The sequence below is a fragment of the Paraburkholderia sp. RHO2 genome (genome assembly GCF_050955445.1).
In the GTDB taxonomy this organism is placed as follows: domain Bacteria; phylum Actinomycetota; class Actinomycetes; order Mycobacteriales; family Mycobacteriaceae; genus Prescottella; species Prescottella agglutinans_A.
In genome coordinates, this window is record NZ_CP162617.1 from 624,254 (window position 1) to 648,436 (window position 24,183).

Here is a 24,183-nt window from a genome sequence, read left to right on the forward strand (position 1 = left end):
GGTTCGAAAAGTGTGACCGAGTGTGACGCAGCCCTCACTGGGGGAGAAGCGTTATGGGGAAGCTCATCGGGGGGCGTGTCGCGATCGCCGTTGCCGCACTGTCCGCAGCGGCGATACTCGGCTGCGGAACGGCAGGTGCGGCACCCGTGCCGGTACGTGCCCTCGACACGTGGGCGCTGTCGGACGACATCAGCCGGTGCGGCATCGTCCGTATCCCGATGACGGTGGGGCTGACCAGTGGTTGGCCCGGCGCCGAGGCCTACATTCTGCTGTCCCCGGAGTTCTACGGCCCGGACCTGACCCACCAGGTGACCTCGCGCATGATCGCGGTGACCGTGCACTGGCAGAACCTCGACACCGGCGTCACCGGCAGTCGCACCGTGTATCCGATGGACAGCCGGGAGAACCGCGTCTACCAGACCTCCGGAAACGCCGCATCTGTTGCGTCAGGGCTGGGGAGAGTGCGGTTCTGGCTCAGCACCGAGACTCCGCACGTGTCGGCGCCGCCGATCGAGGCCGTCGTCTCGCTCTGATCGGAGCCTCAGATCCGGCGCATCACCGACACCACCTTGCCGAGGATCGCGGCCTGGTCGCCGTCGATGACGTCGTAGGCCGGATTGCGCGGCTCGAGGTAGACGTGACCGTTCCGCCGCCGCAGCACCTTCACGGTGGCTTCGCCGTCGATCATCGCGGCCACGATCTCACCCGAGTGGGCCTCGTGCTGGCGGCGCACCACCACGGTGTCGCCGTCGCAGATCGCGGCGTCGACCATCGAATCGCCGCGCACCCGCAGCGCGAAAACCGTGCCCGAGCCGACCAGTTCGCGCGGCAGGGCCAGCACCTCGTCGGCGTGCTCCTCCGCGAGAATCGGTGTGCCGGCGGCGATGTCACCGACGACCGGTACCGGCACCGTGTGCTCCGCCGACCGCCCCGGCGCCGAGCCGGTGAGGAACGGGCGCACGTCGAGCTGCCGGGTCATCGATCCGCCGCGGCGGAGGAACCCCTTGTCCTCCAGGCTCTTCAGATGCTTCGACACCGACGACGTCGACCGCAGGCCCACCGCGTCCGCGACCTCGCGGGTGCTCGGCGGGCACCCGTGCGCGGACACCCAGTCGCGGATCGTCATCAGGATCCGCTGCTGGCGGGGCGGCAGGGTGGAGGCGTCGAGGCCGCCGAACATGTCGGGATCGTCGTAACCGGTCACCCGGCGAATCGTAGTGGGGGAGGCCGACAGCCCCGGAAACGGCGAAGGGGTGGGACCACGAGCGTGGTCCCACCCCTTCGAACGTGGACTGAAGCGACCGTGGTCGCCTTCGGCTCAGTGTCCGCCGTTGGCCTTCAGGCGCTCGACGGCCTCCGCGATGACCTTCTCGGCCTCGGCGCGACCGACCCAGTCGGCGCCGGTGACGTGCTTGTTCGGCTCGAGGTCCTTGTAGTGCACGAAGAAGTGCTTGATCGCGTCCAGCTCGAACTGCGGGACGTCCGCGAGATCCTGGATGTGATCCCAGCGCGGGTCACCGGCCGGCACGCACAGCACCTTGTCGTCGCCGCCGGCCTCGTCGACCATCTTGAACATGCCGACAGGTCGGGCTTCGACGATGACGCCGGGGAACACCGACTCGGGCAGCAGCACCATTGCGTCCAGCGGATCGCCGTCCTCACCGAGGGTGTTCTCGATGTAGCCGTAGTCGGCCGGGTACCCGAAGGAGGTGTAGAGGTAGCGGTCCAGCTTCACGCGGCCGGTCTCGTGGTCGACCTCGTACTTGTTGCGCTGGCCCTTGGGGATTTCGATGGTGACGTCGAACTCCACGTCTTGTCCTCACTGTCTGGGTCTACTGGCTGTCTGCCTCTGCCCGCCTGGGTCGACGGTTCGGGAAAAGGGTAGCGGGTCGGAGATACTGTGTGATGCAGGTGCCGGGCACTTCCCCGGCCCTCGCGCGAAACTGTCTGGGCGGTCCGCGAACCCCGCGGAACGCGATTGCTGAGCGATTCGGAGGGAAGTTGGCGGGCGAGGGAAAGAAGAAGATCGGCATTCTGGCCGGACGCCGACGTCGCAATGTCCGGATCCTGATGTCACTCGCCGCCGTCCTCGTCCTGGCAGGGGTGGGTACCGCCGTCGTCCTGGTGCAGCGGGGGACCGCGAGCGCATCGCAGGACGTCGCCGCGACCTCGCCGGAGCCGTCCCCGATCACCGCCACACCCCAGGTCGCGCCGGTGTCCGACGACGCCCCGGTCCCCACCCCGCAGGCCCTGGCCGCGGCCCTGGCGCCGGTCGTGTCGAACCCCGCGCTCGGTGCGTTCACCGGCTCGGTGGCCGACGCCGTGACCGGCAACGTGCTGTGGAGCCAGAACCCAGACGCGCCGATGACCCCCGCGTCGACGACCAAGATCCTCACCGCCGCGGCCGCGCTGCTGACCCTGCCCGCCGACCACCGCGTCGCGACCCAGGTGGTGCAGGGATCGCACCCCGGTGAGCTGGTGCTGGTCGGCGAGGGCGATCCGACGCTCACCGCGCAGCCGGTCGGGCAGCCCAGCTACTACCCGGGCTCGCCTCGCATCGCCGATCTCGTCGAGCAGATCCGTCGGGCGGGTGCCCAGGTGGACAGCATCGTCGTGGACACCAGCGCGTACACGGGGCCGACGATGGCGGAGGGCTGGATGCCCGCGGACGTCGCCGCCGGCTACATCGCGCCCGCCGAGCCGGTCATGATCGACGGGGCGCGGATCGACCCGTTCGGTGACGACTCGCCGCGCAGCGACACCCCCGCGCTCGACGCGGGCCGTGTCCTCGCCCAGGCGCTCGGCGTCGACCCGGCGCGGGTGACGCTCGGCAAGGCGGAATCCGGCGCCGCGCCCGTCGCGAGCGTGCTGTCCGCACCGCTGCGCGACCGGCTCGGCCAGATGATGCGCAAGTCCGACAACGTGCTCGCCGAGGCGATCGCGCGCGAGGTCGCCGCCGGGAAAAACGCCGAACGGTCGTTCACCGGTGCCACCGAGTCCGTGACGCGGGCGCTCTACGACGCCGGTTTCAAGACCGACGGGCTCACCCTGCACGACGGCAGCGGCCTCTCCGTCGACGACCGCATCCCGGCCCGGTTGCTCACCGACGTCCTGACCGCGGCGGCCGGCGACTCGAAGCCGCAACTGCGGCCGATGCTCGACGACCTGCCCGTCGCCGGTGCCACCGGCACGCTCTCCGACCGGTATGCGTCGGGCGAGCGGACCGGTGCAGGATGGGTACGGGCCAAGACGGGAACGCTGTCGGTCGCCAGCGTGTTGACCGGATACGTCGTCGACGTGGACGGGCGGGTGCTCACGTTCACGCTGATGTCCAACGATCGCCCGCCGGAGGTGAGCCGTCCCGCATTGGACGACGTCGCCGCGGTGCTGCGGTTGTGCGGGTGCAGGTGAGTTCCAGGGGAAGTGAGCCGTGAGGTGACGGAGTCGGAGAGCGGATTCTCGGGCGCGGTGGACTGGGGTCTGGCCGCACGCACGGGGGCGCGTCTGGCTCCGGCGGGGCCGGCGACGTCGCGGTACACCGCGGAGGCCGTCGTCGCGGAACTCGCGAGCGCGTCGATCCGCGCGGAGGGGCCCGTGCGGCAGGTCACGGGGCTGGCCGACGGGCTGCCGATCCCGTCCGCGCAGGTGGTCGACCGGGCCGGCTGGATCCGCGCGGCGGCCCGATCGATGGCGCAGCTCACCGGATCCGACATCGACTCCGCGCAGCGTTCCCTGCTCTCCGGCAAGCCCGGCGGGGTGCAGGCCGGCGCGATGCTCGCGTACCTGTCGTCGGCGATCCTCGGCCAGTACGACCCGTTCACCGGCGAACACGGCGCGCTGCTGCTGGTCGCGCCCAACGTGCTGCAGGTGGAGCGGACGCTGAAGGTGCCGCCCGCCGACTTCCGGCTGTGGGTCTGCCTGCACGAGGTCACCCACCGCGTCCAGTTCTCGTCGGCCCCGTGGATGGCCGACTACATGCGCGACGCCGTCGCGACCCTCGGCGAGGCGACCGAGGAACCGATGTCGGAGTTCGTCACGCGGCTGTCCACGGCCCTGCGCGAACGACGTCGCGGCGAAGAACTGCCCGTCGAGCAGCGGGGCATCGTCGGACTCGTCCGCGCCACACAGGGCGAACCGCAGCGCCAGGCGCTGGACCGGATGCTCGTGCTCGGCACGGTGCTCGAGGGCCACGCCGACCACGTGATGGACGCCGTCGGACCCGACGTCGTCCCGTCGGTCGCGCGGATCCGCGCGGCGTTCGACGCGCGCCGGCGCCGTCGGACCAATCCCGTGCAGCGACTGCTGCGCGCGCTGTTGGGCATGGACGCCAAGATGGCGCAGTACGTGCGCGGCAAGCGTTTCGTCGACGCCGTCGTCGACCGGGTCGGGATGGACCGGTTCAACACGATCTGGACCGGGCCCGACACCATGCCCACCCTCGACGAGATCGAGGACCCCGACGCCTGGATCGCCCGGGTGCTCGGGTGACGCTCCTGCCCGAGGCCCCCGCGATCCTCGAGGTGCGGCACGCCGTCCGGGCGTGGCTGGCACGGCACGAACCCGCCGGCGGGGTGGTCGTCGCGCTGTCCGGCGGCGCCGACTCCCTCGCCCTCACCGCGGCCGCGGCGGCGGAGGCGCCGTCGGTGCACGCGCTCGTCGTCGACCACCGACTGCAGGACGGCTCGGGGGAGGTGGCCGCAGGCGCCGCGTCCCGCGCTGTGGAGCTCGGATGCGCCCGCGCCGACGTCGTGCCGGTCGACGTCACGGGACCCGGCGGTCTCGAGGCGGCCGCCCGCGCCGCCCGGTACGCGGCGCTCGACGCCGGTCGCGGCGGGCATCCGGTCCTGCTCGGCCACACCCTCGACGACCAGGCCGAGACGGTGCTGCTCGGGCTGGCCCGCGGATCGGGTGGGCGGTCGATTCGCGGCATGGCCGAGTACGACGCCCCGTGGGGCCGTCCGCTGCTCGGAGTGCGACGGGACACGACCCGGCGGGCCTGCACCGAGATGGGGCTGCGTCCCCACGAGGATCCCCACAACTCCGACCCCGGTTTCACCCGGGTGCGGCTGCGCACCGAGGTGCTCCCGCTGCTCGAGGACGTCCTCGGTGGCGGTGTCGCCGGCGCGCTCGCCCGCACCGCCGGACAGCTCCGCGAGGACGGTGAGGTGCTCGACACACTTGCGGCGCAGACGCTGGCGTCCGCGCGGGACGGCGACGACCTCGTCGTCGAGTTCCTCGCGCCGGTCCCCGTCGCGGTGCGACGCCGGGTCCTGCGGCTGTGGCTGCTCGAGCGCGGCGCGAAGGCGTTGACCGACAAGCAGTTACGGGCCGTCGACGAGCTGATCGGACGGTGGCGCGGGCAAGGCGGGGTCGCCGTCGGGGGCGGGAGACCGGGAGTCAGGTTGGTTGCATCCCGGCGGCGTGGCAGGCTGTCGACGGGGTTCGTGAACGACTGAAGGGAATGCTCCGTGTACGAGGGCGACATCGCATCGGTACTGATCTCCGAGGAGCAGATCAAGGAGCGCACGGCCGAACTGGCCGCGGCGATCGCCGAGCGCTATCCGGTCGGCGCGCCCGAAGGCGACCTGCTGCTGGTCGGTGTCCTCAAAGGCGCGATCTTCTTCATGACCGACTTCGCGCGGGCCCTGCCGATCCCCACCCAGATGGAGTTCATGGCCGTCAGCTCGTACGGCTCGTCGACGTCGTCGTCCGGTGTGGTGCGGATCCTCAAGGATCTCGACAAGGACATCGCCGGCCGCCACGTGCTGATCGTCGAGGACATCATCGACTCCGGTCTGACGCTGTCCTGGCTGATGCGCAACCTCAAGACCCGCAACCCGGCGTCGCTCGAGGTCGTCACGCTGCTGCGCAAGCCCGAGGCGGTCAAGGTGGACGTCGAGGTCGCGCACGTCGGCTTCGACATCCCCAACGAGTTCGTCGTCGGCTACGGCCTCGACTACGCCGAGCGCTACCGCGACCTGCCCTACATCGGCACCCTCGACCCCAAGGTGTACGGCGGCTAGTCCGCCGCTACGACACCACCCGTTCGAGCGCCAGCAGGTCCTCCTCGAGCAGGCGGAACAGCCAGTACACGAGCACGAACGCGATGACGCCGCCGACGCACAGCACGCGCACCGCGTAGACGACGACGGAGATCTCGTCGGGGGACAGGAACGTCACCCCGGCGACCCCGATCAGCGGCACCGACGCGGCCACCGCGAGGTACAGGGTGCTGCGGCGGTCGAGCCCGCGTAGCCGCCGCTCGTCGCTGCTGCTGGTGATGCCGTGCGGCAGCAGCGACGGATACAGGCAGCGCACCGCGTAGAAGCTGACGAGGAAGAACGGGTACGCGACCGCGACCGCGCCGCACACGATCTGCGATCCCAGGAAGTGCACGTAGGCGCCCTGTGGAAGGCCACCCGCGGCGGTCTGCAACGCGACCGGGAACGCGATGCCGGCGACGAGCCACAACGCGAACACCACCGCGACGATCCGGTCACCCATCTGCAGGGTGTCGGCGCGTGCCCGGGCGAGGGTCGCCGCGTCGTAGTTCCGGCCCTTGCGTAGACCGCGGGGTACCGAGATCACGTGCCGGCACAGGTACACGATCAACAGGAATCCGAGCGGGAACAGGATGCTGTTGATCACCTGTGATATCTCGACGAACCGCTGCTGGGCGTGTGGGGACAGCTTGTCGATGATGAGCGTCTGGTTGTGGTGGTAGTTGTAGATCGCCGCCAGCGCGTTGGGCACGCCCACGCTCAGAGCGACGATCGGGATCATCCACGGCCGCAGCCGGTACCGCCAGCTGTTCGGCGGCGGATCGACCAGGTCGCGCGCGTGCGCGTCGAGGCACAGGTCGAACTGCTGCGCCAGTTCCGCGCCGGTCGCCCAGCGATCCTCGGGATCCGGCGCCAGACACGTCAACAGGACCCGGCGCAGCGCCGCCGGGCAGTCGTCGGGCAGCTCGTCCTGGAACCGCGGGTCGATCTCGCGTCGGCGCAGGTCGAGCATACGTTCGAGCGACGTCGCCGACTCGCCGGCGCCATGCTCGTCCGCGAACGGGCGCCGCCCCGTCAGCAGCTCCCACAGCATCACCCCGAGCGCGTAGATGTCGCTGCGGGCGTCCAAGTCGGCGGCCGTGCCGGACAGCTCCGGATGGCAGGCCTCGAGCTGCTCGGGCGACATGTAGGCCAGAGACCCGCCGAAATAGGCGACCGGACTGGTCCCGGACACCCGGTCACTGAAACTGATGTTGAAGTCCGCCAGCTTGGGGACGCCCTCCGACGTCAGCAGCACGTTCGCGGGTTTGATGTCGCGGTGCAGGACGCCGTGTTCGTATGCGTAGTCGAGGGCGTCCGCCAGGCGTCGGCCCAGCCACGCCACCGTCTCCGGCCAGCTGAGCGCGGCGATCTCGTCGCGGACGCTCGAATCGCTCGGCCGGATCTCGCCCTTGCGCTCGAGGACCGCGTCGATCGACTCGAGCAGCAACCGCCCGGACCGTGGATGCTCGGGAACAGATGAACTGTTCCGAAGCCGGTGCAGGACGTCGAGCAGGGTGCCGCCCGGGACGTACTGCATGTACAGCAGCTTGAGCGCGCGGTCGCCCAGGAGCCGCTGATCGAACACCCGCACGATGTAGTCGTGATCGAGCTGGGCCAGCGTCTGCGGCTCGGTGCCGTGATCGTGGGACACCTTCACCGCCACGATCCGCTGCATCGACCGCTGTCGGGCCAGGAACACACGGGCGAAGGACCCGCGCCCCAGCTCGGTGAGCAGATCGAAGTCGTCGATGCAGTCGCCGACGTTCACCTGCTCGAGGGCGCGCTGCGCCCCCGGCTGCGCGATCAGGGTGCTGCGGTAGTCGTCGGGGCCGTCGAGCAGCGCCGCCAGCTGCCCCGCGTTCTCGGGGAAGTCGCGGACGTACGCGTCCGCGTCCACGGCGTGACCGCTGCGGCGGCGGAGGTGGAAGTCCTCGTAGATCAGGTCGACCGGAAGCGGCTTCGACTGCAGCTCGGGGAACTCCGCGCGGTACGCCGACAGCGGTTTGGGCAGGTTTGCATGCAACAGGCGGTAGTCGAGATCGACCTTCACCAGTTCGACGATCGCGGCTCGGCGCAGCGCGTCGCCGACCGGAAGGCCGCCGGGCAGGAACGCCTCGATGTCGGGAGGCGCGTCGGCGGCCTCCCATTCGGCTGCGAACCGGGCGACCACGTCGGCGAGGAACGACACGGTTCGCGAGCCCGGATCCGGTGCGGGTCCGCCGTCGATCGTCGTGGCGGTGGCCGCCGGATCGGCATCTGTCGATCGAACTGGACTGTCCATCACTCGTCACCGTCCGAAGATGGGGTGAGTGCTCAGGGGGGGTGGAAACTCACCCCTCGGGGTACTCGAAATGATATCGCCGACGGACGCATACTCGGCAGGTGCGAGATCCTTTGACCGTGGAGTTCACCGCCGTTTCCATCGCCGCCCGGGTGCGCTCGGGCGTGCTGTCGCCGGTCGACGCCGTCGACGATGCGCTGATCCGGATCGAACAGCGCGACCCGCGGATCCACGCCTTCGTGCGGGTCCTGGGGGAGCGAGCCCGCGCCGAGGCCGCGGCGCTCGCGCAGCGCCCGGACCTCGCCGAGCTACCCCTCGCCGGCGTTCCCGTCGCGATCAAGGACAACGTCCGGGTCCAGGGCGAACCGATGCGCGACGGCTCGGCGGCGACGAATCCCACCCCGTCGGCACACGACCATCCGACCGTGGCGCGGCTGCGGGCGGCCGGGGCCATTCCGATCGGACTGACCGCGGTGCCGGAACTGTGCGTGTGGGGCGCCGTCGACTCGCCCGACGTGATCACCCGCAACCCGTGGAACCCGGCGCGCGTCCCGGGCGGTTCGTCCGGCGGTTCCGCCGCCGCCGTCGCCGACGGGATGGTGCCGATCGCGCTGGCCGCCGACGGCATGGGCTCGATCCGGATCCCGTCGGCCGCATGCGGCGTCTTCGGCATCAAGCCGGGCCGCGGTGTGGTGCCGTCGGAGCTGGGCGCGCACTCGTGGTTCGGGATGGCGGAGAACGGGCCGATCGCGTCGACCGTCGAGGACGCGGCGCTGATGCTGTCGGTGCTGGCCGACGACCCCGAACTCGGCCGGATCCCGGAACCGCGGCCGCTGCGGATCGGGGTCGCGGGCGGTCTGCCGTCGCCGATCCTGCGGGTCGACGGCGAGTGGGCGGCCGGGCTCGAGAAGACCGCGGCGCTGCTCGCGGAGTCCGGCCACCGGACAGAGCCGACGCGAGTGCCGTACCCGCCGACCATGACGGCGGCCTTCGCTCGCTGGATGGCCGGCACCGCAGACGACGCCGCCGATCTCGATCCGGCGTTGCTGCAGCCCCGCACCCGTCGGCACGTCGCTCTCGGCCGGGCGATCAAGCGCGCGGGTCTGGTGCGGCAGTCCCAGGTGGACCGACTCCAGGAGCGGATGCTCTGCTTCTTCTCCGCGTTCGACGTTCTACTGACGCCGTCGCTCGCGCAGCCTCCGATCGAGGCGCGGGCGTGGAGTAGGAAGTCGTGGGCCGCCAACGTTGTCGCAAATGTACGATATGCACCGTTCAGCGCGATGTGGAACGTGCTCGGCTGGCCTGCTGCAAGCGTGCCGGTCGGTATGCATTCGGTGTCGCGGACACCGCTGTCGGTGCAGATCGTGGCGCCGCCGGGCGGTGAACGGACCGTCCTCGCGGTCGCCGCCGAACTCGAGCGCCGACAGGGCTGGCCACGGCACGCTCCCGTGTGAGATGCGGCACGAACGGTCCCGCGCGGGGCCGTTCCACCCCCGAACGGGAACCGGCCGGGGGGTGGCGCGCGTTGAAACCGATGACGTCACCTCTCGGAGACTTCTCCGGCGTGGCTGGCTGCTACCAGGCATCGAGCAACGTCGTCGCGGTAATCTGAGGTGTCCGGACAGCCGGAACGTCCACCTGCCCGCCGACCCGGACCGGTGACACACGTACCTGCCCGAGCGTTGCCCGCACTATCGAAAGGACCGGCCTCCGCGGCCGAACCTGTATGAACCGCAAGACTGTGTTCCGCAACCTGGCGATAGTCGCCGGAGTCCTGTTGGTGATCTACGCCTTCACCTACTTCGGCAACGACACGCGCGGGTTCAAGTCGGTCGACACCTCGGTGGCGATCTCGCAGCTCGACGCCAAGAACGTCGACAAAGCGCAGATCGACGACCGCGAGCAGCAGGTGCGTCTGTGGCTCAAGAGCGGCAACGACGACACCGACGGCAAGACCGAGATCATCGCCAAGTACCCGAGCGCGGCGTCCGAGCAGATCTTCAACAAGGTCTCCGACTCCGGTCTCCAGGAGTACAACACCAGCGTCACCCAGGAGAGCTGGCTGACGTCTCTGCTGCTGTTCGTCCTGCCGATGGTGCTGCTGCTGGGCATCTTCTTCTTCGTGATGAACCGCATGCAGGGCGGTGGACGCGGCGGAATGATGGGCTTCTCCAAGTCCAAGGCCAAGCAGCTGTCGAAGGACATGCCCCGGACGACGTTCGCGGACGTCGCCGGCGCCGACGAGGCGGTCGAGGAGCTCTACGAGATCAAGGACTTCCTGCAGAACCCGGCGCGGTACCAGGCGCTGGGCGCGAAGATCCCCAAGGGTGTGCTGCTGTACGGCCCGCCCGGCACCGGTAAGACGCTGCTCGCGCGCGCCGTCGCGGGCGAGGCCGGCGTCCCGTTCTTCACGATCTCCGGCTCGGACTTCGTCGAGATGTTCGTCGGCGTCGGCGCCTCGCGCGTGCGCGACCTGTTCGAGCAGGCCAAGCAGAACAGCCCGTGCATCATCTTCGTCGACGAGATCGACGCCGTAGGACGTCAGCGTGGTGCGGGCCTCGGCGGCGGCCACGACGAGCGCGAGCAGACCCTCAACCAGCTGCTCGTCGAGATGGACGGCTTCGGCGACCGCACCGGCATCATCCTGATCGCCGCAACCAACCGACCCGACATCCTCGATCCGGCGCTGCTGCGCCCGGGCCGCTTCGACCGTCAGATCCCGGTCGGCAACCCCGACCTCGCGGGTCGGCGCGCCATCCTGCGGGTTCACTCGCAGGGCAAGCCGCTCGACCCCAACGCGGATCTCGAGGGTCTCGCCAAGCGCACGGTCGGCATGTCGGGCGCCGACCTGGCGAACGTCATCAACGAGGCCGCGCTGCTCACGGCCCGTGAGAACGGCACCGTGATCACCGAGGTGGCACTCGAGGAGTCCGTCGACCGGGTGATCGGCGGACCGCGCCGCAAGAGTCGGATCATCTCCGAGCACGAGAAGAAGATCACCGCGTACCACGAGGGCGGACACACGCTCGCGGCGTGGGCGATGCCGGACATCGAACCGATCTACAAGGTCACGATCCTGGCCCGCGGTCGCACCGGCGGTCACGCCATGACTGTCCCCGAGGACGACAAGGGCCTGATGACGCGGTCGGAGATGATCGCGCGTCTGGTGATGGCGATGGGTGGCCGTGCCGCCGAGGAACTCGTGTTCCACGAGCCGACGACCGGTGCGTCGTCGGACATCGACCAGGCCACCAAGATTGCCCGCGCGATGGTGACCGAGTACGGCATGAGCGCCAAGCTCGGCGCCGTCCGCTACGGCCAGGAGCAGGGCGATCCGTTCCTGGGTCGTTCGATGGGGATGAACTCCGACTACTCGCACGAGGTTGCCCGCGAGATCGACGAGGAGGTGCGCAACCTCATCGAGGCCGCGCACACCGAGGCGTGGTCCATCCTCAACGAGTACCGCGACGTCCTCGACGAGTTGGCGCGTCAGCTGCTCGAACGCGAGACGCTCACCCGCAAGGATCTCGAGGAGATCTTCACGACGGTCGAGAAGCGTCCGCGGATCACCGAGTTCAACGTGTTCGGCGCTCGCACGCCGTCCGACAAGCCGCCGATCAAGACGCCGCGCGAGCTCGCGATCGAGCGGGGCGAGACGTGGCCGCCGGAGACCGAGCCCGCGCAGGCGGCTCCCCGGACCCCGCAGCCCACGTTCGCGCAGCGCGAGACCGCGTCGCCGGTCAACGGTCATGCGGCGCCCGAGCCGACGTACGGCTATCCCGTCCACCCGGCGGGTCCGCCGCAGCCGTCGGCGCCGGCGCCGGGCACCCGACCCGACTACGGCGCCCCCGCCGGCTGGTCCGCGCCGGGCTGGCCGCCGCGCGAGCCGGCCGACCACGGCACCGGCCAGCAGGGTCAGCAGGGCGGGTGGCAGCCGTACCCGCAGTGGGAGCCCCCGCAGCAGCAGCGACCGATGGGCCCCGAAAACGGTTCGGGTCGCCCACCTGGCGATAAGGGAACCGGACGGTCTGACGGTGACTCTTCGACACAGGTCTGGGAGGGGCCGAGCGGCCCGCAGTAGGTCGCTCGCAACTAGGCTTGGCCCAGGCCCACCCGTGCTGGTGTGGGCCTGGGCGTTCAGCCCCGATACTGGAGGTGCGGTCGGTTGTCGGTGAATCAGTTGGGGAGCGAGTCGGTCGCGCTCATGACGGGGAGGCCGTTCGATCAGGCGCGCGCCGAGGCCGCCGTTCGTGAGTTGCTGATCGCGGTCGGTGAGGATCCCGACCGCCCGGGACTCCTCGACACTCCGGCTCGGGTGGCGCGGGCGTACCGCGAGGTGTTCGCGGGCCTGTACACCGATCCGGACGACGTGCTGAACACGACGTTCGACGAGGGCCACCAGGAGATGGTTCTGGTCCGGGACATCCCGATGTACTCGACCTGCGAGCACCACCTGGTCTCGTTCCACGGTGTCGCGCACGTCGGCTACATCCCCGGCCCGACGGGTCGGGTCACCGGCCTGTCGAAGCTGGCGCGGCTGGTCGACCTGTACGCCAAGCGCCCCCAGGTGCAGGAGCGTCTGACCAGCCAGATCGCCGACGCGCTCGTGCGCAAGCTCGACCCGCGCGGCGCGATCGTCGTCGTCGAGGCAGAGCACCTGTGCATGGCGATGCGCGGAATCCGCAAGCCCGGCGCGAGCACCACGACGTCGGCGGTGCGGGGAGTGTTCCAGTCGAACGCCGCGTCCCGTGCCGAGGCTCTGGATCTGATTCTCCGCAAGTGATCGCGTTACCGAACCCCGGCCGGCCCATCGTGATGGGCGTCCTCAACGTGACCGTCGACTCGTTCTCCGACGGCGGTCGATTCCTGGACCGGGACGTGGCCGTCGAGCACGGCCTGCACCTGCAGCGGCTCGGGGTCGACATCGTCGACGTCGGCGGCGAGTCCACGCGGCCCGGCGCCGTCCGGGTCGATCCGGAGGTCGAGGCGGCGCGCGTCGCGCCGGTGATCGCGGCGCTCGCCGCGGAAGGCGTCACGGTCAGTGTCGACACGATGCGCGCATCGGTCGCGGAGGCGGCGATCGAGGCGGGTGTCTCCATCGTCAACGACGTGTCGGGTGGTCGCGCGGACGCCGACATGGCCCGGGTGGTCGCCGACGCGGGTGTGCCGTGGATCCTGATGCACTGGCGTCCGGCGGGCGAGTTCGTGCATGCCGGCGGGTCGACGCACTACGACGACGTGGTCCGGGACGTGCGCGACGAGCTGATGGTCCAGGTGGACGCGGCGGTGGCGGCCGGGGTCGATCCCGGGTCGCTCGTGCTGGATCCGGGGCTCGGGTTCGTCAAGGAACCGGACCACAACTGGCAGCTGCTGCATCGTCTGCCCGAGCTGGTCGAGTTGGGGTTCCCGGTCCTGATCGGGGCGTCGCGCAAGCGGTTCCTCGGGGCGCTGCTCGCGGACGCGGACGGCGTCGTCCGGCCGCCGGCGGGTCGCGAGGTCGCGACCGCGGTGATCTCGGCGCTCGCCGCGGCGAACGGCGCGTGGGGTGTACGGGTCCATGACGCGCAGGCCTCGCTCGACGCGATCGCGGTCGCGGGGGCCTGGTCGCGCGGTTCCCAGAATCCGAGTCTCGGTGGCGAGATGCCAGGAGGTGGCAGTGAGTGACGTGGGTGATGTCTCGGGCGATCGAATCGAGCTGCGGGGACTGAAGGTCCGCGGCAACCACGGCGTCTTCGATCACGAGAAGCGGGACGGGCAGGACTTCTTCGTCGACGTCACCCTGTGGATGGATCTGGCGCCGGCCGCCGCGTCGGACGACTTGAAGGACACGTTCGACTACGGCGAGCTGGCGCAGCGCGCCGCGGCGATCGTCGGGGGACCGGCGCGGGACCTGATCGAGACGGTGGCCGCGGAGATCGCGGACGACGTGATGCGCGACGCGCGGGTGCGGCGGGTCGAGGTGGTGCTGCACAAGCCGTCGGCGCCGATCCCGTTGACGTTCGGGGACGTCGCGGTGGTCGCGACGCGGTCTCGGGCCGCGGTCGGGGCCGCCCGGTGAGCCGGGCGGTGCTGTCGATCGGTTCCAACATCGGGGACAGCCTCGCGCACCTGCAGAGCGTCGTCGACGGGCTGAGCGAGTGGATCGTCGCGGTGTCGCCGGTCTACGCGACGGCGCCGTGGGGCGGTGTCGACCAGCAGGACTTCCTGAACGCGACGCTGATCGTCGACGATCCCGACACCGACAGCCTGGGGTGGCTGCGGCGCGGGCAGCAGCTCGAGGCCGACGCCGACCGGGTGCGTGAGCAGCGGTGGGGGCCACGCACGCTGGACGTCGACGTCGTGACGTGCGACGACATCCGCAGCGACGATCCGGAGCTGACGCTGCCGCATCCGCGCGCCCACGAGCGGGCCTTCGTGCTGGTGCCGTGGCTCGACGTCGAACCCGACGCGACGCTCCCGGTCGGAGGAGTGGACGAGCGGGTGGACGCGCTGCTCGCGCGCCTCGACGCGGACGAGGTGGCCGGAGTGCGGCGGACGCCGCTGCAGCTGGAGCTACGGTAACTGTGATGAAGCCGACGCGGATCTGGGACTTGTTGTCGCTGGCACTCGTCGCCGCGGTAGCCACCTGGTTGCTGGTCCGTGTTTCGTACGGTTCGCTGCCCCCGATCCCTGTGTACGCCGGGGCGTCGTTGTACCCGGTGGCGCTGATCGAGGCGGTACTGGCGTTCGTGATCCGGGCGCGGGTCCGCGACCACGCGATCGGCCCCGGTCCGCGCCAGCTGCATCCGATCACCGCCGCCCGCGCGGCGGCCCTCGCGAAGGCGTCGGCGCTGGTCGGTGCGGCGAGTGCGGGCGTGTGGGCGGGCTTCCTCGTCTTCCTGTGGCCGCAACGCTCGCGGCTGACGGCGGCGGTCTCGGACAGTCCGGGCGCGATCGTCGGACTGATCGCCGCGATTCTGTTGGTGGTGGCGGCGTTGTGGCTTGAACACTGTTGCCGGACGCCCGACGAGCCGCCGGACCAACCCACCCACTGACCTGTGTAAACGGGCAAATCGGATAGGGTGCCCGGTCGCGTCCGCTGAGTTCCCCCTGGAGTGCCGTTACCCTGATCTGCATGACGGTTCCGGGACGCTCCAAGTCTGTACGCCGCAACCGCCGCAGTGCTAGCCAGATGATCGTGGCCGGGCTCGTGGTGCTGGCCGTTGCTGCTTCGCTGCTCTTGATCTTCAGTGAGAGTGTCCAACTGCTCCGCGTGGGATTGGTGATCGCATTGTGGGCTGCGACGCTGGGCGCCATCGCGATGACGAAGTACCGCCGCGAGTCGGCTCTGGACAAGGCGAAGGTTCGTGACCTGCAGAAGGTGTACGAGCTGCAGCTCGAGCGTGAGATCAGCGCTCGTCGCGAGTACGAACTGGGCGTCGAGGCGCGCGTGCGCGGCGAACTCGGGGCCGAGGCCGAGACCATCAAGGCGTTGCGCGACGAACTCGCCGCGCTGCGCAGGAACCTCGAGGTGCTGTTCGACGGACGCCTCCCGGAGGACCGGGTGGCACTGCGCGCGGAGTCGACGCGGGTCCAGGAACTGGCGGGCAGCTACCAGCCGGCCGCATCCGGCCTGTTCGTTCCGGGGCAGTCCCCCGTCCGCGACCAGTCGCGGCAGCCGGCGCCGCAGGGCCCGGGCTTCGCGAACCCGTACGACGACCCGGTCACGGCGGAGACCACGGTGATTCCGCCGATCGACGTCGAGGCCGTCGACGCCGCGGTGGCCGAGCCGCCTGCGCCCGTCAAGGCGGCGGCGCCCGTGAAGGCACCCGCCCGAGCGGCGACTCTGGCCGCCAAGCCCGCACCGGCAGCCAAGCCCGCTCCCGCAGCCAAACCCGCTCCGGCCGCCAAGCCTGCTCCGGTGAAGGTCGAGGCGCCCGTGGCCGCGGTCGAGTCGACCGCGCAGCCCGAGGATGCGCACACCGACGAGTCCCTTCCGGCGTCGCGTCGCTCGCGCCGACGCGCCGAGGATGCCGAGGACGCCGGGGGTGCGCACTCCAACGGCCTCTCGGTCGCCGAGATCATGGCGAACCTCAAGTCCGCGGATGCGGGCGACGGAGAACCGCGGCGGCGCCGTCGCGCCGAGTAGAACCCGCGACCGTGCAGGTCGCCGGACGTCGAGTGTGGTAGATCACGTCGACGGCCCGTGGCGGCGCGTGTTTGCGCGGCGCTATTCTCTCCGCAGGACGTCTGGTACCCGCCGAGCGGGACTGGAACGAACGAGAGGACGACAGTGACCTCCTTCGGGATCACTAACGGCCCCGCGCCTGCACGATTGACGGTCGGACTCGTCTCGGCGGGACGGGTCGGAACAGCAATCGGTGCCGCGCTCGAGCGGGTCGGACATGTCGTAGTGGCGTGTGCCGCGGTCTCCGACGCATCCATCCACCGCGCCGAGACGCGCCTGCCGGACACCGAGATCCTGCCGGTGCCCGATGTCGCCGCCCGCGCCGAGTTGTTGGTCCTCGCCGTTCCCGACGACGAGCTCGCCGGCCTCATCAAGGGTCTGGCCGCCACCGACGCGGTCCGCCCCGGCACGATCGTCGTCCACACTTCCGGCGCCAACGGCATCGGCATCCTCGAACCGCTCACCGCGCAGGGTGTCGTCCCGCTCGCGATCCATCCCGCGATGACCTTCACCGGTCACGCCGAGGACACCGCCCGGCTGTCCGACGCCTGCTTCGGGATCACCGCCGCCGACGACATCGGCTACGCGATCGGGCAGTCGCTGGTGCTGGAGATCGGTGGCGAGCCGGTGCGGGTCCGCGAGGACGTCCGCCCGCTGTACCACGCGGCGCTGGCGCACGGCAGCAATCACCTGGTGACGCTGGTCGTCGACGCGGTCGAGGCGCTGCGGGTGGCGCTCGAGGGCCAGGAACTGATGGGGCAGGAACTCGTCGGCGACGACCCCAACGGGCTGCCGGAGCGGGTGCTGCGCCCGCTGCTGTCGGCGGCGCTCGACAACGCCCTGCGGCGCGGGCAGTCCGCGCTGACCGGGCCCGTCGCACGCGGCGATGCCGCCGCGGTCGCGAAGCACCTCGACGTGCTCGAGGGCGTGGACCCGCAGCTGGCCGCCGGATATCGGGCGCTGTCGTTGCGGACCGCGCAGCGCACCGGATCGAAGCCGGAACTGATGGAAGTACTCGAGGATCGAGGATGAGCGAGGAATGGGCACTGTGACCGAAGCTTCTGCACTGCAGGGCGGATTCAAGCGCGGCGAACTGACCGTGCACCACGACCCCGCGCTCCTGACGCGGGTGTCGAAGGCGCTGCGCGGTGTCGGCCGCCAGGTCGCGCTGGTGCCCACGATGGGTGCCCTGCACGCCGGTCACATCGAGCTGGTGCGGCAGGCGAAGCTGACCGGCGCGGTCGTGATCGTGTCGATCTTCGTCAATCCGCTGCAGTTCGGTGCGGGCGAGGATCTCGACGCCTACCCGCGCACGCTCGATACGGACCTGGAGATGCTGCGCGCCGAGGGCGTCGAGCTGGTGTTCGCACCGACCCCCGCGGCGATGTACCCGGAGGGGCCGCGCACCACGGTGCAGCCCGGCCCGCTCGGTGCTGAGCTCGAGGGCGGTAGCCGGCCGACGCACTTCGCCGGCATGCTCACCGTCGTGGCGAAGCTGCTGCAGATCGCCGCCCCCAACGCCGCGTTCTTCGGTGAGAAGGACTACCAGCAGCTCGCGCTCATCCGGCAGATGGTGCGCGACCTCAACTTCGACGTGCGGATCGTCGGCGTGCCGACCGTCCGCGAGCAAGACGGCCTGGCGCTGTCCTCCCGGAACCGTTACCTCGACCCGGAGCAGCGGGAGCTGGCCACCACGCTGTCGGCGGCGCTCGTCGCCGGCGCCCACGCCGCGGCCGGTGGCGCGGACGCGATCCTCGCGACCGCCCGCGAGGTGCTCGCCGCCGTGCCCGCGATCGAGGTGGACTACCTCGAGGTCCGCGGGGTGGATCTCGGCCCGGCACCCGAGCGGGGTGACGGCCGGCTTCTCGTCGCGGCCCGCATCGGCACCACCCGACTGATCGACAACGTCGGCGTCGCGGTCGGTACCGGCTTCCTCGAACGCGACACCCAGGCAAGCGATCCCGCCGTCGCAGACATCTACTGACCTCTTGTCCCACCGAAAACCGAAGGGCCGAACATGCTGCGCACCATGATGAAGTCGAAGATCCACCGGGCCACGGTCACCCACGCCGACCTGCACTACGTGGGATCGGTGACCGTCGACCAGGATCTGATGGAGGCGGCCGACCTGCTCGAGGGTGAGCAGGTGACCATCGTCGACATCGACAACGGCGCCCGCCTCGAGACGTACGTGATCACCGGTGAGCGTGGCTCGGGTGTCATCGGGATCAACGGCGCCGCAGCACATCTGGTCAATCCCGGCGACCTGGTGATCCTCATCGCCTACGGCGTGATGAACGAGCAGGAGATCCGCGAGTACGCGCCGCGCGTCGTGTTCGTCGACGGCGACAACAAGCCGGTCGAGCTCGGCTCGGATCCGGCGCATGCGCCCGAGGGTTCCGGCCTGATCACGCCGCGGATGCTCTCCAGCCTGGTGTAGGGCCGTGCTGCTCACCGTCGACGTCCGGAACACCAACATCGTTCTCGGACTCTTCACAGGCACCGGTTCGCACTCGAAGCTGGTGCAGGACTGGCGGATGCGGACCGACCCGCGGATGACCGCCGACGAGTTGGCGCTCAAGTTCCGCGGACTCCTCGGTGTCCACGTCGAGCAGATCACCGGTGTCTCGGCGCTGTCGACGGTCCCGTCGGTGCTGCGTGAGATCCGCCTGATGCTCACCCGCTACTGGGGGCACGTCCCGCACGTCGTGGTGGAGCCCGGCGTGCGCACCGGGGTGCCCCTTCTGGTCGACAACCCCAAGGAAGTGGGCGCCGACCGCATCGTCAACAGTCTTGCGGCGCATCACTTCTACGACGGTGCATGCATCGTCGTGGACTTCGGCACCTCGACGTGTGTCGACGTCGTGTCCGCGAAGGGGGAATTCCTCGGCGGCGCAATCGCTCCCGGTCTGGAGATCTCCACCGACGCGCTGGCGTCGCAGTCGGCCGCGCTCCGCAAGGTCGAACTGGTGCGGCCGCGGTCGGTGGTCGGCAAGAACACCGTCGAGTGCATGCAGTCCGGCGCGGTGTACGGGTTCGCCGGCCTCGTCGACGGGTTGGTGCGACGAGTTCGCCAGGAGCTCACGGCATTCGGTGGTGCGGACGTCGCGGTGATCGCCACGGGCGACAGCGCGCCGCTGATCATGCCGGAGTGCGAGACCGTCGAGCACCACGAACCGGAGCTCACGCTCGAGGGTCTGAGGTTGGTGTACGAGCGCAATCTGGCCCGTCGCGGAGCGCGTCGCACCGAGATCTGAGACCGGCGTCACGGCGGCGGCGGGCCTTCGTGGGGTTCCGTCCGCGCCGATGTTGTGTCACACTGGTCGACATGTTCCGTTGCATGAGCGCCCAGGAGTGTTGTCGAGGCTGAACGCCGCCTCGACCAATTTCACTTTCCTGGAGCTTTGCTCATGCTTTCTGCATATTCTCTTGACGTTTCTACGTCCCCGTCCGACCTCGGCTCGCTGCCGACCCGGCTGCGCCCCGCCGACCTGCTGCGTCTCACCGACCAGGCCGCCGCGGAGGTCCTCGAGGGCCGCCACGACCACCTGCTGCCGTCGGCCTTCCCGACCGGCGAGCGTTGGTCCACCCGACTCCACTCCGACGACGACGTCGACCTCTGGCTGATCAGCTGGGTCCCGGACCGATCGACCGAATTGCACGACCACGCAGGGTCTTTGGGCGCTCTGACGGTGCTCAGTGGCACCCTGGCGGAGTACCGCTGGACCGGCGGCGAGCTCCGTCGTCGGACCCTCGAGGCCGGCGACCAGGCCGCCTTCCCGCTCGGGTGGGTGCACGACGTGATGCGCGCGCCCGGACCCGTCACCGACACCACCGAACCCACTCTGAGCGTGCACGCGTACTCGCCGCCGCTCACCGCAATGTCCTTCTACGAGGTCACCGGGCAGGGCGCGTTGCGCCGGACCCGCACCGAGCTGACCGATCTGCCCGAAGGGGGCCACAAGTGACCATCGACGAAATGCTCGACGACGCCCGCTCCCGGATCGACCGCATGTACGTGTTCGAGATCGCCGAGGCCGTCCGCCGGGGCGCGATCTTCGTGGACATCCGCCCGCAGGCCCAGCGCGCGCTCGAGGGCACGCTGCCCGGGGCGCTCGCGATCGAGCGCAACGTCCTCGAGTGGCGGCTCGACCCCACGAGCAGTGCGCACCTGGCGCTGGCCGTCGACCACGAGGTCGAGTGGGTGATCGTGTGCTCCGAGGGCTACACGTCGAGCCTCGCGGCGGCGTCGCTGCGGCAGCTGGGTCTGAACAAGGTCACCGACCTGGTCGGCGGGTACAAGGCGATCAAGGCGGCCGGCCTGCTCGGCGCCCTGATCGGGCAGACGCACTGCGTCCGCGAGCTCGCGACGGTCTCCGCGCACTGACCGCGCCCGCGGTGGTCGAATGTCGCATCGGTTCAGTTCGATTGAACGCGTGTGACATTCGGTCGATGCGGGGGCGCGCCGCCGGGGCGGCCGGCCCGCGGACCGAACCGTCCGGACGCTCCGGACGGGCGTCCGTCCCGTCCCGCTCCGGCATCCCGTGCGGCGGCCGCGGGCGTCGCCGTGCTACCGGCGCCACGCTCGGCTGATGGCGCCCTATAGTCTTGTACCCCGTGAGTGAAGCACCAGCCCAGCCCGTCGACGACACCCCCGAGCAGCTCCGGATCCGCCGCGAGAAGCGGGAGCGTCTGCTTGCGCAGGGTCAGGAGCCGTACCCGGTGTCGGTTCCGCGCACTCATTCGCTGGCGGAGATCCGCGCCAAGTACCCCGACCTGGAGCCGGACGCGAGCACCGGCGACACCGTCGGCGTGGTCGGCCGCGTCATCTTCGTGCGCAACACCGGCAAGCTGTGCTTCGCGACGCTGCAGGAGGGCGACGGCACGCAGCTGCAGGCGATGCTCAGCCTCGCGAACGTCGGCGAGGACGCCCTGGCGGCGTGGAAGTCCGACGTCGACCTGGGCGACTTCGTCTTCGTGCACGGCGAGGTGATCAGCTCGCGTCGTGGGGAACTGAGTGTCATGGCCGACGCGTGGCAGATGGCGGCGAAGGCGCTGCGTCCGCTGCCCGTCGCGCACAAGGAGATGAGCGAGGAGTCCCGCGTGCGGCAGCGCTACGCGGACCTCATCATCCGCCCGGAGGCCCGCGAGATGGCCCGCAAGCGCGTCGCGGTGGTGCGCGAGCTGCGCAACGCGCTCGAGCGCCGCGGCTTCCTCGAGGTGGAGACCCCGATGCTGCAGACGCTGCACGGCGGTGCGGCCGCTCGTCCGTTCGTGACGCACTCGAACGCCCTCGACATCGACCTGTTCCTGCGGATCGCGCCGGAGCTGTTCCTCAAGCGCTGCGTGGTCGGTGGGATCGAGAAGGTCTTCGAGATCAACCGCAATTTCCGGAACGAGGGCGTGGACTCGACGCATTCGCCGGAGTTCGCGATGCTCGAGACGTACGAGGCGTACGGCACCTACGACGATTCCGCGAAGATGATCCGCGAACTCGTCCAGGAGGTCGCGCAGGGTGCGTTCGGCACCCAGGTGGTCACCCTCGCCGACGGCTCCGAGTACGACCTGAGCGGCGAGTGGAAGACGATGGACATGTACCCGTCGTTGTCCGAGGCCATCGGCATCGAGGTCACGCCGGACACATCGGTCGAGGAGTTGCTGGCGCTGGCCGCCAAGGTCGGGCTCGAGGTCCCGAAGGACAAGGGCTACGGCCACGGCAAGCTCGTCGAGGAGCTGTGGGAGCACCAGTGCGGTGATCAGCTGTACGCGCCCACCTTCGTCCGGAACTTCCCGGTCGAGACGTCGCCGCTGACACGTCAGCACCGGAGTCTGCCGGGCGTGACGGAGAAGTGGGATCTCTACGTTCGCGGATTCGAACTCGCGACGGGATATTCCGAGTTGGTCGATCCGATCATCCAGCGTGAGCGCTTTGTGGATCAGGCGCGGCTCGCGTCCGCGGGTGACGACGAGGCCATGGTTCTCGACGAAGAGTTCCTGGCCGCGATGGAACAGGGCATGCCCCCGACCACTGGCACCGGAATGGGAATCGATCGTCTCCTCATGGCGCTCACAGGATTGGGAATCCGGGAAACCATCTTGTTCCCAATTGTCCGACCCTCGCGCTGACCGGGTGCTTTCAATTCTCTATTGACGAGTCTTCGAAATCGGTGATTCGGGGGTACTATTGCTTTCGAGTTACCGGCTGGGGCGCATCGCGTCCGGGCAACGACGCGTCATTCGGAAGGAATTGACCCCATGGCAAAGAAGGTCACTGTAACGCTGATCGACGACGTCGATCAGGATGCCACCGCCGATGAAACGGTCGAGTTCGGACTCGATGGGGTTCTGTACGAGATCGATCTGTCATCCGACAATGCCGCAAAGCTGCGCGAGCAGCTCGACGTGTGGGTTTCCCATGCTCGCAAGGTGACGAATCGTCGTCGCGGCGGTAAGGCTGCCTCGGGTACCTCGGCATCGTCGGCGCGCGCATCGGTGGATCGCGAGCAGAGCGCAGCGATTCGCGAATGGGCTCGTCGCAATGGCTTCACAGTGTCCTCCCGTGGTCGCATCTCCGCGGAAATCACCGAGGCGTACAACAAGGCTCACTGATTGCGATCGGAGCACGTCTTCCGGCGATTCGGATCCGGGCGTAAAGATCGGCTGCTAGGGTCCGCGATGTGCAGCTGAGGCGATTCATTACGGGCGCGGTGCTCTCGGTATTGTCGCTGGCTTGTATGGCCGGTCCGGCAGCGGCGCAGGAGACCCACCCGGTGTCCTACAACTTCCTGGCGGGAATCCCGTTGGAATTGGGCAATCCGGGCGGGTCCGCCCCGGGATCGAACGACTGGTCGTGTAAACCTTCCGTGCGGCACCCGAATCCTGTTGTGTTGGTTCACGGAACCGGCGGCAACCGGCAGGACAATTGGGGTACGTACGCGCCACTCCTCGCGAACGAGGGCTATTGCGTCTTCGCGCTCACCTATGGGGCATTCGATGATCTGCCGTGGCCCATTTCGGCAATCGGCGGAATGAAGCCCATCGAGCAGAGTGCTCGGCAGTTGAGCGATTTCGTCGACCGGGTACTGCAGTCGACGGGCGCGCGGAAGGTCGATCTGGTCGGGCATTCGCAGGGCACGTTGATGCCGACGTATTACGTCAAGCGTCTCGGCGGAGCCGACAAGGTCGACAAGTACGTGTCGCTCGCGCCGTTGTGGGGCGGCACCGACGCCTTCGCTGCCGCGCAGATGGTCGGCGCGGTTCGGTCGGCCGGCGCTGGAGCGCTCGTCGACGACAGCATCGGGGCACTGTGTGCGGCGTGCACGCAGATGGTGGCGGGCTCCGATTTCCTGAAGGCGCTGCAGTCCGACGGCATCTACGCGCCGCAGGTGACCTACACCAACATCATGACCCGGTACGACGAACTGGTCGTGCCCTACACGAGCGGGTTCCTCGTGGCGCCCAACGCGACCAACGTCGTCGTGCAGGACGGGTGCGCCGCGAACTACGGTGAGCATGCGGCGATCGCGGCGGAACCGGTGGCCGCGGCGTATGTGCTGGGCGCGCTGGATCCCGGTCGTCAGCGACCGGTGCCGTGCCAGTTCGTCGCACCGATCACGGGAGGCTGACGCTCCACGGGCCTCCTCGCGAACCCTCAGAAACGCATTAATTTGCGTGGGTAAGGTTCCGCTCCG

25 protein-coding genes are annotated in these 24,183 nt (G+C 69.7%); 22 read left to right on the forward strand and 3 right to left on the reverse strand.

Annotated elements, in window-relative coordinates; translation table 11 throughout:
• The first annotated feature begins 53 nt into the window (after window positions 1–53).
• Window positions 54–533, forward strand: a complete 480-nt coding sequence (locus tag ABTV10_RS02860) for a hypothetical protein (RefSeq protein WP_499032377.1) — start codon at window positions 54–56, stop codon at window positions 531–533.
• 8 nt (window positions 534–541) lie between these two features.
• Here ABTV10_RS02860 and lexA read toward each other — a convergent pair whose 3' ends face one another.
• Both lexA and ABTV10_RS02870 read right to left on the reverse strand, forming a co-directional pair.
• On the reverse strand, window positions 542–1,204 hold the full coding sequence (lexA, locus tag ABTV10_RS02865) for a transcriptional repressor LexA (RefSeq protein ID WP_499032378.1): 663 nt from the start codon (window positions 1,202–1,204) through the stop codon (window positions 542–544).
• Between the two features lie 114 nt (window positions 1,205–1,318).
• Window positions 1,319–1,810: an inorganic diphosphatase gene (locus ABTV10_RS02870; protein WP_433609635.1), complete on the reverse strand. Its 492-nt coding sequence runs from the start codon at window positions 1,808–1,810 to the stop codon at window positions 1,319–1,321.
• Between the two features lie 191 nt (window positions 1,811–2,001).
• On the opposite strand from ABTV10_RS02870, the gene dacB reads away from it, so the two are divergent.
• From dacB to hpt, 4 genes are read left to right on the forward strand one after another with little or no spacing between them, the layout of a single operon-like run.
• Window positions 2,002–3,411, forward strand: a complete 1,410-nt coding sequence (dacB, locus tag ABTV10_RS02875; protein WP_499032380.1) for a D-alanyl-D-alanine carboxypeptidase/D-alanyl-D-alanine endopeptidase — start codon at window positions 2,002–2,004, stop codon at window positions 3,409–3,411.
• A gap of 24 nt (window positions 3,412–3,435) precedes the next feature.
• Window positions 3,436–4,488: a zinc-dependent metalloprotease gene (locus ABTV10_RS02880; RefSeq protein WP_499032382.1), complete on the forward strand. Its 1,053-nt coding sequence runs from the start codon at window positions 3,436–3,438 to the stop codon at window positions 4,486–4,488.
• The gene (gene tilS, locus ABTV10_RS02885) at window positions 4,485–5,456 is read left to right on the forward strand and encodes a tRNA lysidine(34) synthetase TilS (RefSeq protein WP_499032383.1); all 972 of its coding nucleotides are present in this window, start codon (window positions 4,485–4,487) and stop codon (window positions 5,454–5,456) included. Before ABTV10_RS02880 ends, tilS begins: the two co-directional genes overlap by 4 nt.
• 12 nt (window positions 5,457–5,468) lie before the next feature.
• Entirely contained in the window at window positions 5,469–6,023 is a 555-nt protein-coding gene (gene hpt, locus ABTV10_RS02890) for a hypoxanthine phosphoribosyltransferase (RefSeq protein ID WP_433609643.1), read from the forward strand.
• 7 nt (window positions 6,024–6,030) lie between these two features.
• On the opposite strand, the gene ABTV10_RS02895 is transcribed toward hpt, so the two are convergent.
• On the reverse strand, window positions 6,031–8,325 hold the full coding sequence (locus ABTV10_RS02895) for a protein kinase domain-containing protein (protein ID WP_499032384.1): 2,295 nt from the start codon (window positions 8,323–8,325) through the stop codon (window positions 6,031–6,033).
• 101 nt (window positions 8,326–8,426) lie between these two features.
• Here ABTV10_RS02895 and ABTV10_RS02900 point away from each other — a divergent pair, with 101 nt between their 5' ends.
• The 17 genes from ABTV10_RS02900 to ABTV10_RS02980 all read left to right on the forward strand — a co-directional run bounded on the left by ABTV10_RS02900 (window position 8,427) and on the right by ABTV10_RS02980 (window position 24,117).
• The gene (locus tag ABTV10_RS02900) at window positions 8,427–9,779 is read left to right on the forward strand and encodes an amidase (protein ID WP_499032386.1); all 1,353 of its coding nucleotides are present in this window, start codon (window positions 8,427–8,429) and stop codon (window positions 9,777–9,779) included.
• A gap of 272 nt (window positions 9,780–10,051) precedes the next feature.
• A complete protein-coding gene (gene ftsH / locus ABTV10_RS02905) occupies window positions 10,052–12,406 on the forward strand; it encodes an ATP-dependent zinc metalloprotease FtsH (protein WP_499032388.1) in 2,355 nt (784 codons plus the stop codon).
• A gap of 90 nt (window positions 12,407–12,496) precedes the next feature.
• Window positions 12,497–13,108, forward strand: coding sequence for a GTP cyclohydrolase I FolE (gene folE, locus ABTV10_RS02910; protein WP_499035120.1), 612 nt, complete (start codon window positions 12,497–12,499; stop codon window positions 13,106–13,108).
• Window positions 13,105–13,989 (forward strand): dihydropteroate synthase, encoded by an 885-nt coding sequence (gene folP, locus ABTV10_RS02915; protein ID WP_499032389.1) that lies wholly within the window; start codon window positions 13,105–13,107, stop codon window positions 13,987–13,989. The genes folE and folP overlap by 4 nt, the downstream gene beginning before the upstream one ends.
• Window positions 13,982–14,383: a dihydroneopterin aldolase gene (folB, locus tag ABTV10_RS02920; protein WP_499032390.1), complete on the forward strand. Its 402-nt coding sequence runs from the start codon at window positions 13,982–13,984 to the stop codon at window positions 14,381–14,383. Before folP ends, folB begins: the two co-directional genes overlap by 8 nt.
• Window positions 14,380–14,886: a 2-amino-4-hydroxy-6-hydroxymethyldihydropteridine diphosphokinase gene (gene folK, locus ABTV10_RS02925; protein WP_499032391.1), complete on the forward strand. Its 507-nt coding sequence runs from the start codon at window positions 14,380–14,382 to the stop codon at window positions 14,884–14,886. Before folB ends, folK begins: the two co-directional genes overlap by 4 nt.
• 5 nt (window positions 14,887–14,891) lie before the next feature.
• Entirely contained in the window at window positions 14,892–15,359 is a 468-nt protein-coding gene (locus ABTV10_RS02930) for a DUF3180 domain-containing protein (protein ID WP_499032392.1), read from the forward strand.
• An 80-nt stretch (window positions 15,360–15,439) separates the two neighbouring features.
• Window positions 15,440–16,453: a DUF6779 domain-containing protein gene (locus ABTV10_RS02935; protein WP_499032394.1), complete on the forward strand. Its 1,014-nt coding sequence runs from the start codon at window positions 15,440–15,442 to the stop codon at window positions 16,451–16,453.
• A 144-nt stretch (window positions 16,454–16,597) separates the two neighbouring features.
• Window positions 16,598–17,524 carry a Rossmann-like and DUF2520 domain-containing protein gene (locus tag ABTV10_RS02940; protein WP_433609659.1) on the forward strand — a complete coding sequence of 309 codons (927 nt, stop codon included), beginning with the start codon at window positions 16,598–16,600 and terminating at the stop codon, window positions 17,522–17,524.
• Between the two features lie 16 nt (window positions 17,525–17,540).
• Window positions 17,541–18,476: a pantoate--beta-alanine ligase gene (gene panC, locus ABTV10_RS02945; protein WP_499032395.1), complete on the forward strand. Its 936-nt coding sequence runs from the start codon at window positions 17,541–17,543 to the stop codon at window positions 18,474–18,476.
• Window positions 18,477–18,509: 33 nt separating this feature from the next.
• Window positions 18,510–18,932, forward strand: coding sequence for an aspartate 1-decarboxylase (gene panD, locus ABTV10_RS02950; RefSeq protein WP_107984728.1), 423 nt, complete (start codon window positions 18,510–18,512; stop codon window positions 18,930–18,932).
• Window positions 18,933–18,936: 4 nt separating this feature from the next.
• Window positions 18,937–19,749: a type III pantothenate kinase gene (locus tag ABTV10_RS02955; RefSeq protein WP_499032396.1), complete on the forward strand. Its 813-nt coding sequence runs from the start codon at window positions 18,937–18,939 to the stop codon at window positions 19,747–19,749.
• Window positions 19,750–19,902: 153 nt separating this feature from the next.
• Entirely contained in the window at window positions 19,903–20,460 is a 558-nt protein-coding gene (locus ABTV10_RS02960) for a cysteine dioxygenase (protein ID WP_499032397.1), read from the forward strand.
• Complete coding sequence (locus ABTV10_RS02965; protein ID WP_499032398.1) at window positions 20,457–20,879, forward strand: rhodanese-like domain-containing protein; 423 nt, start codon at window positions 20,457–20,459, stop codon at window positions 20,877–20,879. The genes ABTV10_RS02960 and ABTV10_RS02965 overlap by 4 nt, the downstream gene beginning before the upstream one ends.
• Before the next feature lie 230 nt (window positions 20,880–21,109).
• Window positions 21,110–22,618, forward strand: a complete 1,509-nt coding sequence (gene lysS, locus ABTV10_RS02970; RefSeq protein ID WP_499032399.1) for a lysine--tRNA ligase — start codon at window positions 21,110–21,112, stop codon at window positions 22,616–22,618.
• A gap of 129 nt (window positions 22,619–22,747) precedes the next feature.
• Window positions 22,748–23,101: a histone-like nucleoid-structuring protein Lsr2 gene (locus ABTV10_RS02975; protein WP_499032401.1), complete on the forward strand. Its 354-nt coding sequence runs from the start codon at window positions 22,748–22,750 to the stop codon at window positions 23,099–23,101.
• 68 nt (window positions 23,102–23,169) lie between these two features.
• Window positions 23,170–24,117: an esterase/lipase family protein gene (locus ABTV10_RS02980; RefSeq protein WP_499032402.1), complete on the forward strand. Its 948-nt coding sequence runs from the start codon at window positions 23,170–23,172 to the stop codon at window positions 24,115–24,117.
• The last annotated feature ends 66 nt before the right edge of the window (window positions 24,118–24,183 follow it).

Coding starts and splice junctions, on each gene's coding strand:
- ftsH (WP_499032388.1), top strand. CDS start 10,052: ATGAACCGCAAGACTGTGTTCCGCAACCTGGCGATAGTCGCCGGAGTC.
- ABTV10_RS02975 (WP_499032401.1), top strand. CDS start 22,748: ATGGCAAAGAAGGTCACTGTAACGCTGATCGACGACGTCGATCAGGAT.
- ABTV10_RS02860 (WP_499032377.1), top strand. CDS start 54: ATGGGGAAGCTCATCGGGGGGCGTGTCGCGATCGCCGTTGCCGCACTG.
- ABTV10_RS02930 (WP_499032392.1), top strand. CDS start 14,892: ATGAAGCCGACGCGGATCTGGGACTTGTTGTCGCTGGCACTCGTCGCC.
- ABTV10_RS02960 (WP_499032397.1), top strand. CDS start 19,903: ATGCTTTCTGCATATTCTCTTGACGTTTCTACGTCCCCGTCCGACCTC.
- panD (WP_107984728.1), top strand. CDS start 18,510: ATGCTGCGCACCATGATGAAGTCGAAGATCCACCGGGCCACGGTCACC.
- ABTV10_RS02935 (WP_499032394.1), top strand. CDS start 15,440: ATGACGGTTCCGGGACGCTCCAAGTCTGTACGCCGCAACCGCCGCAGT.
- ABTV10_RS02895 (WP_499032384.1), bottom strand. CDS start 8,325: ATGGACAGTCCAGTTCGATCGACAGATGCCGATCCGGCGGCCACCGCC.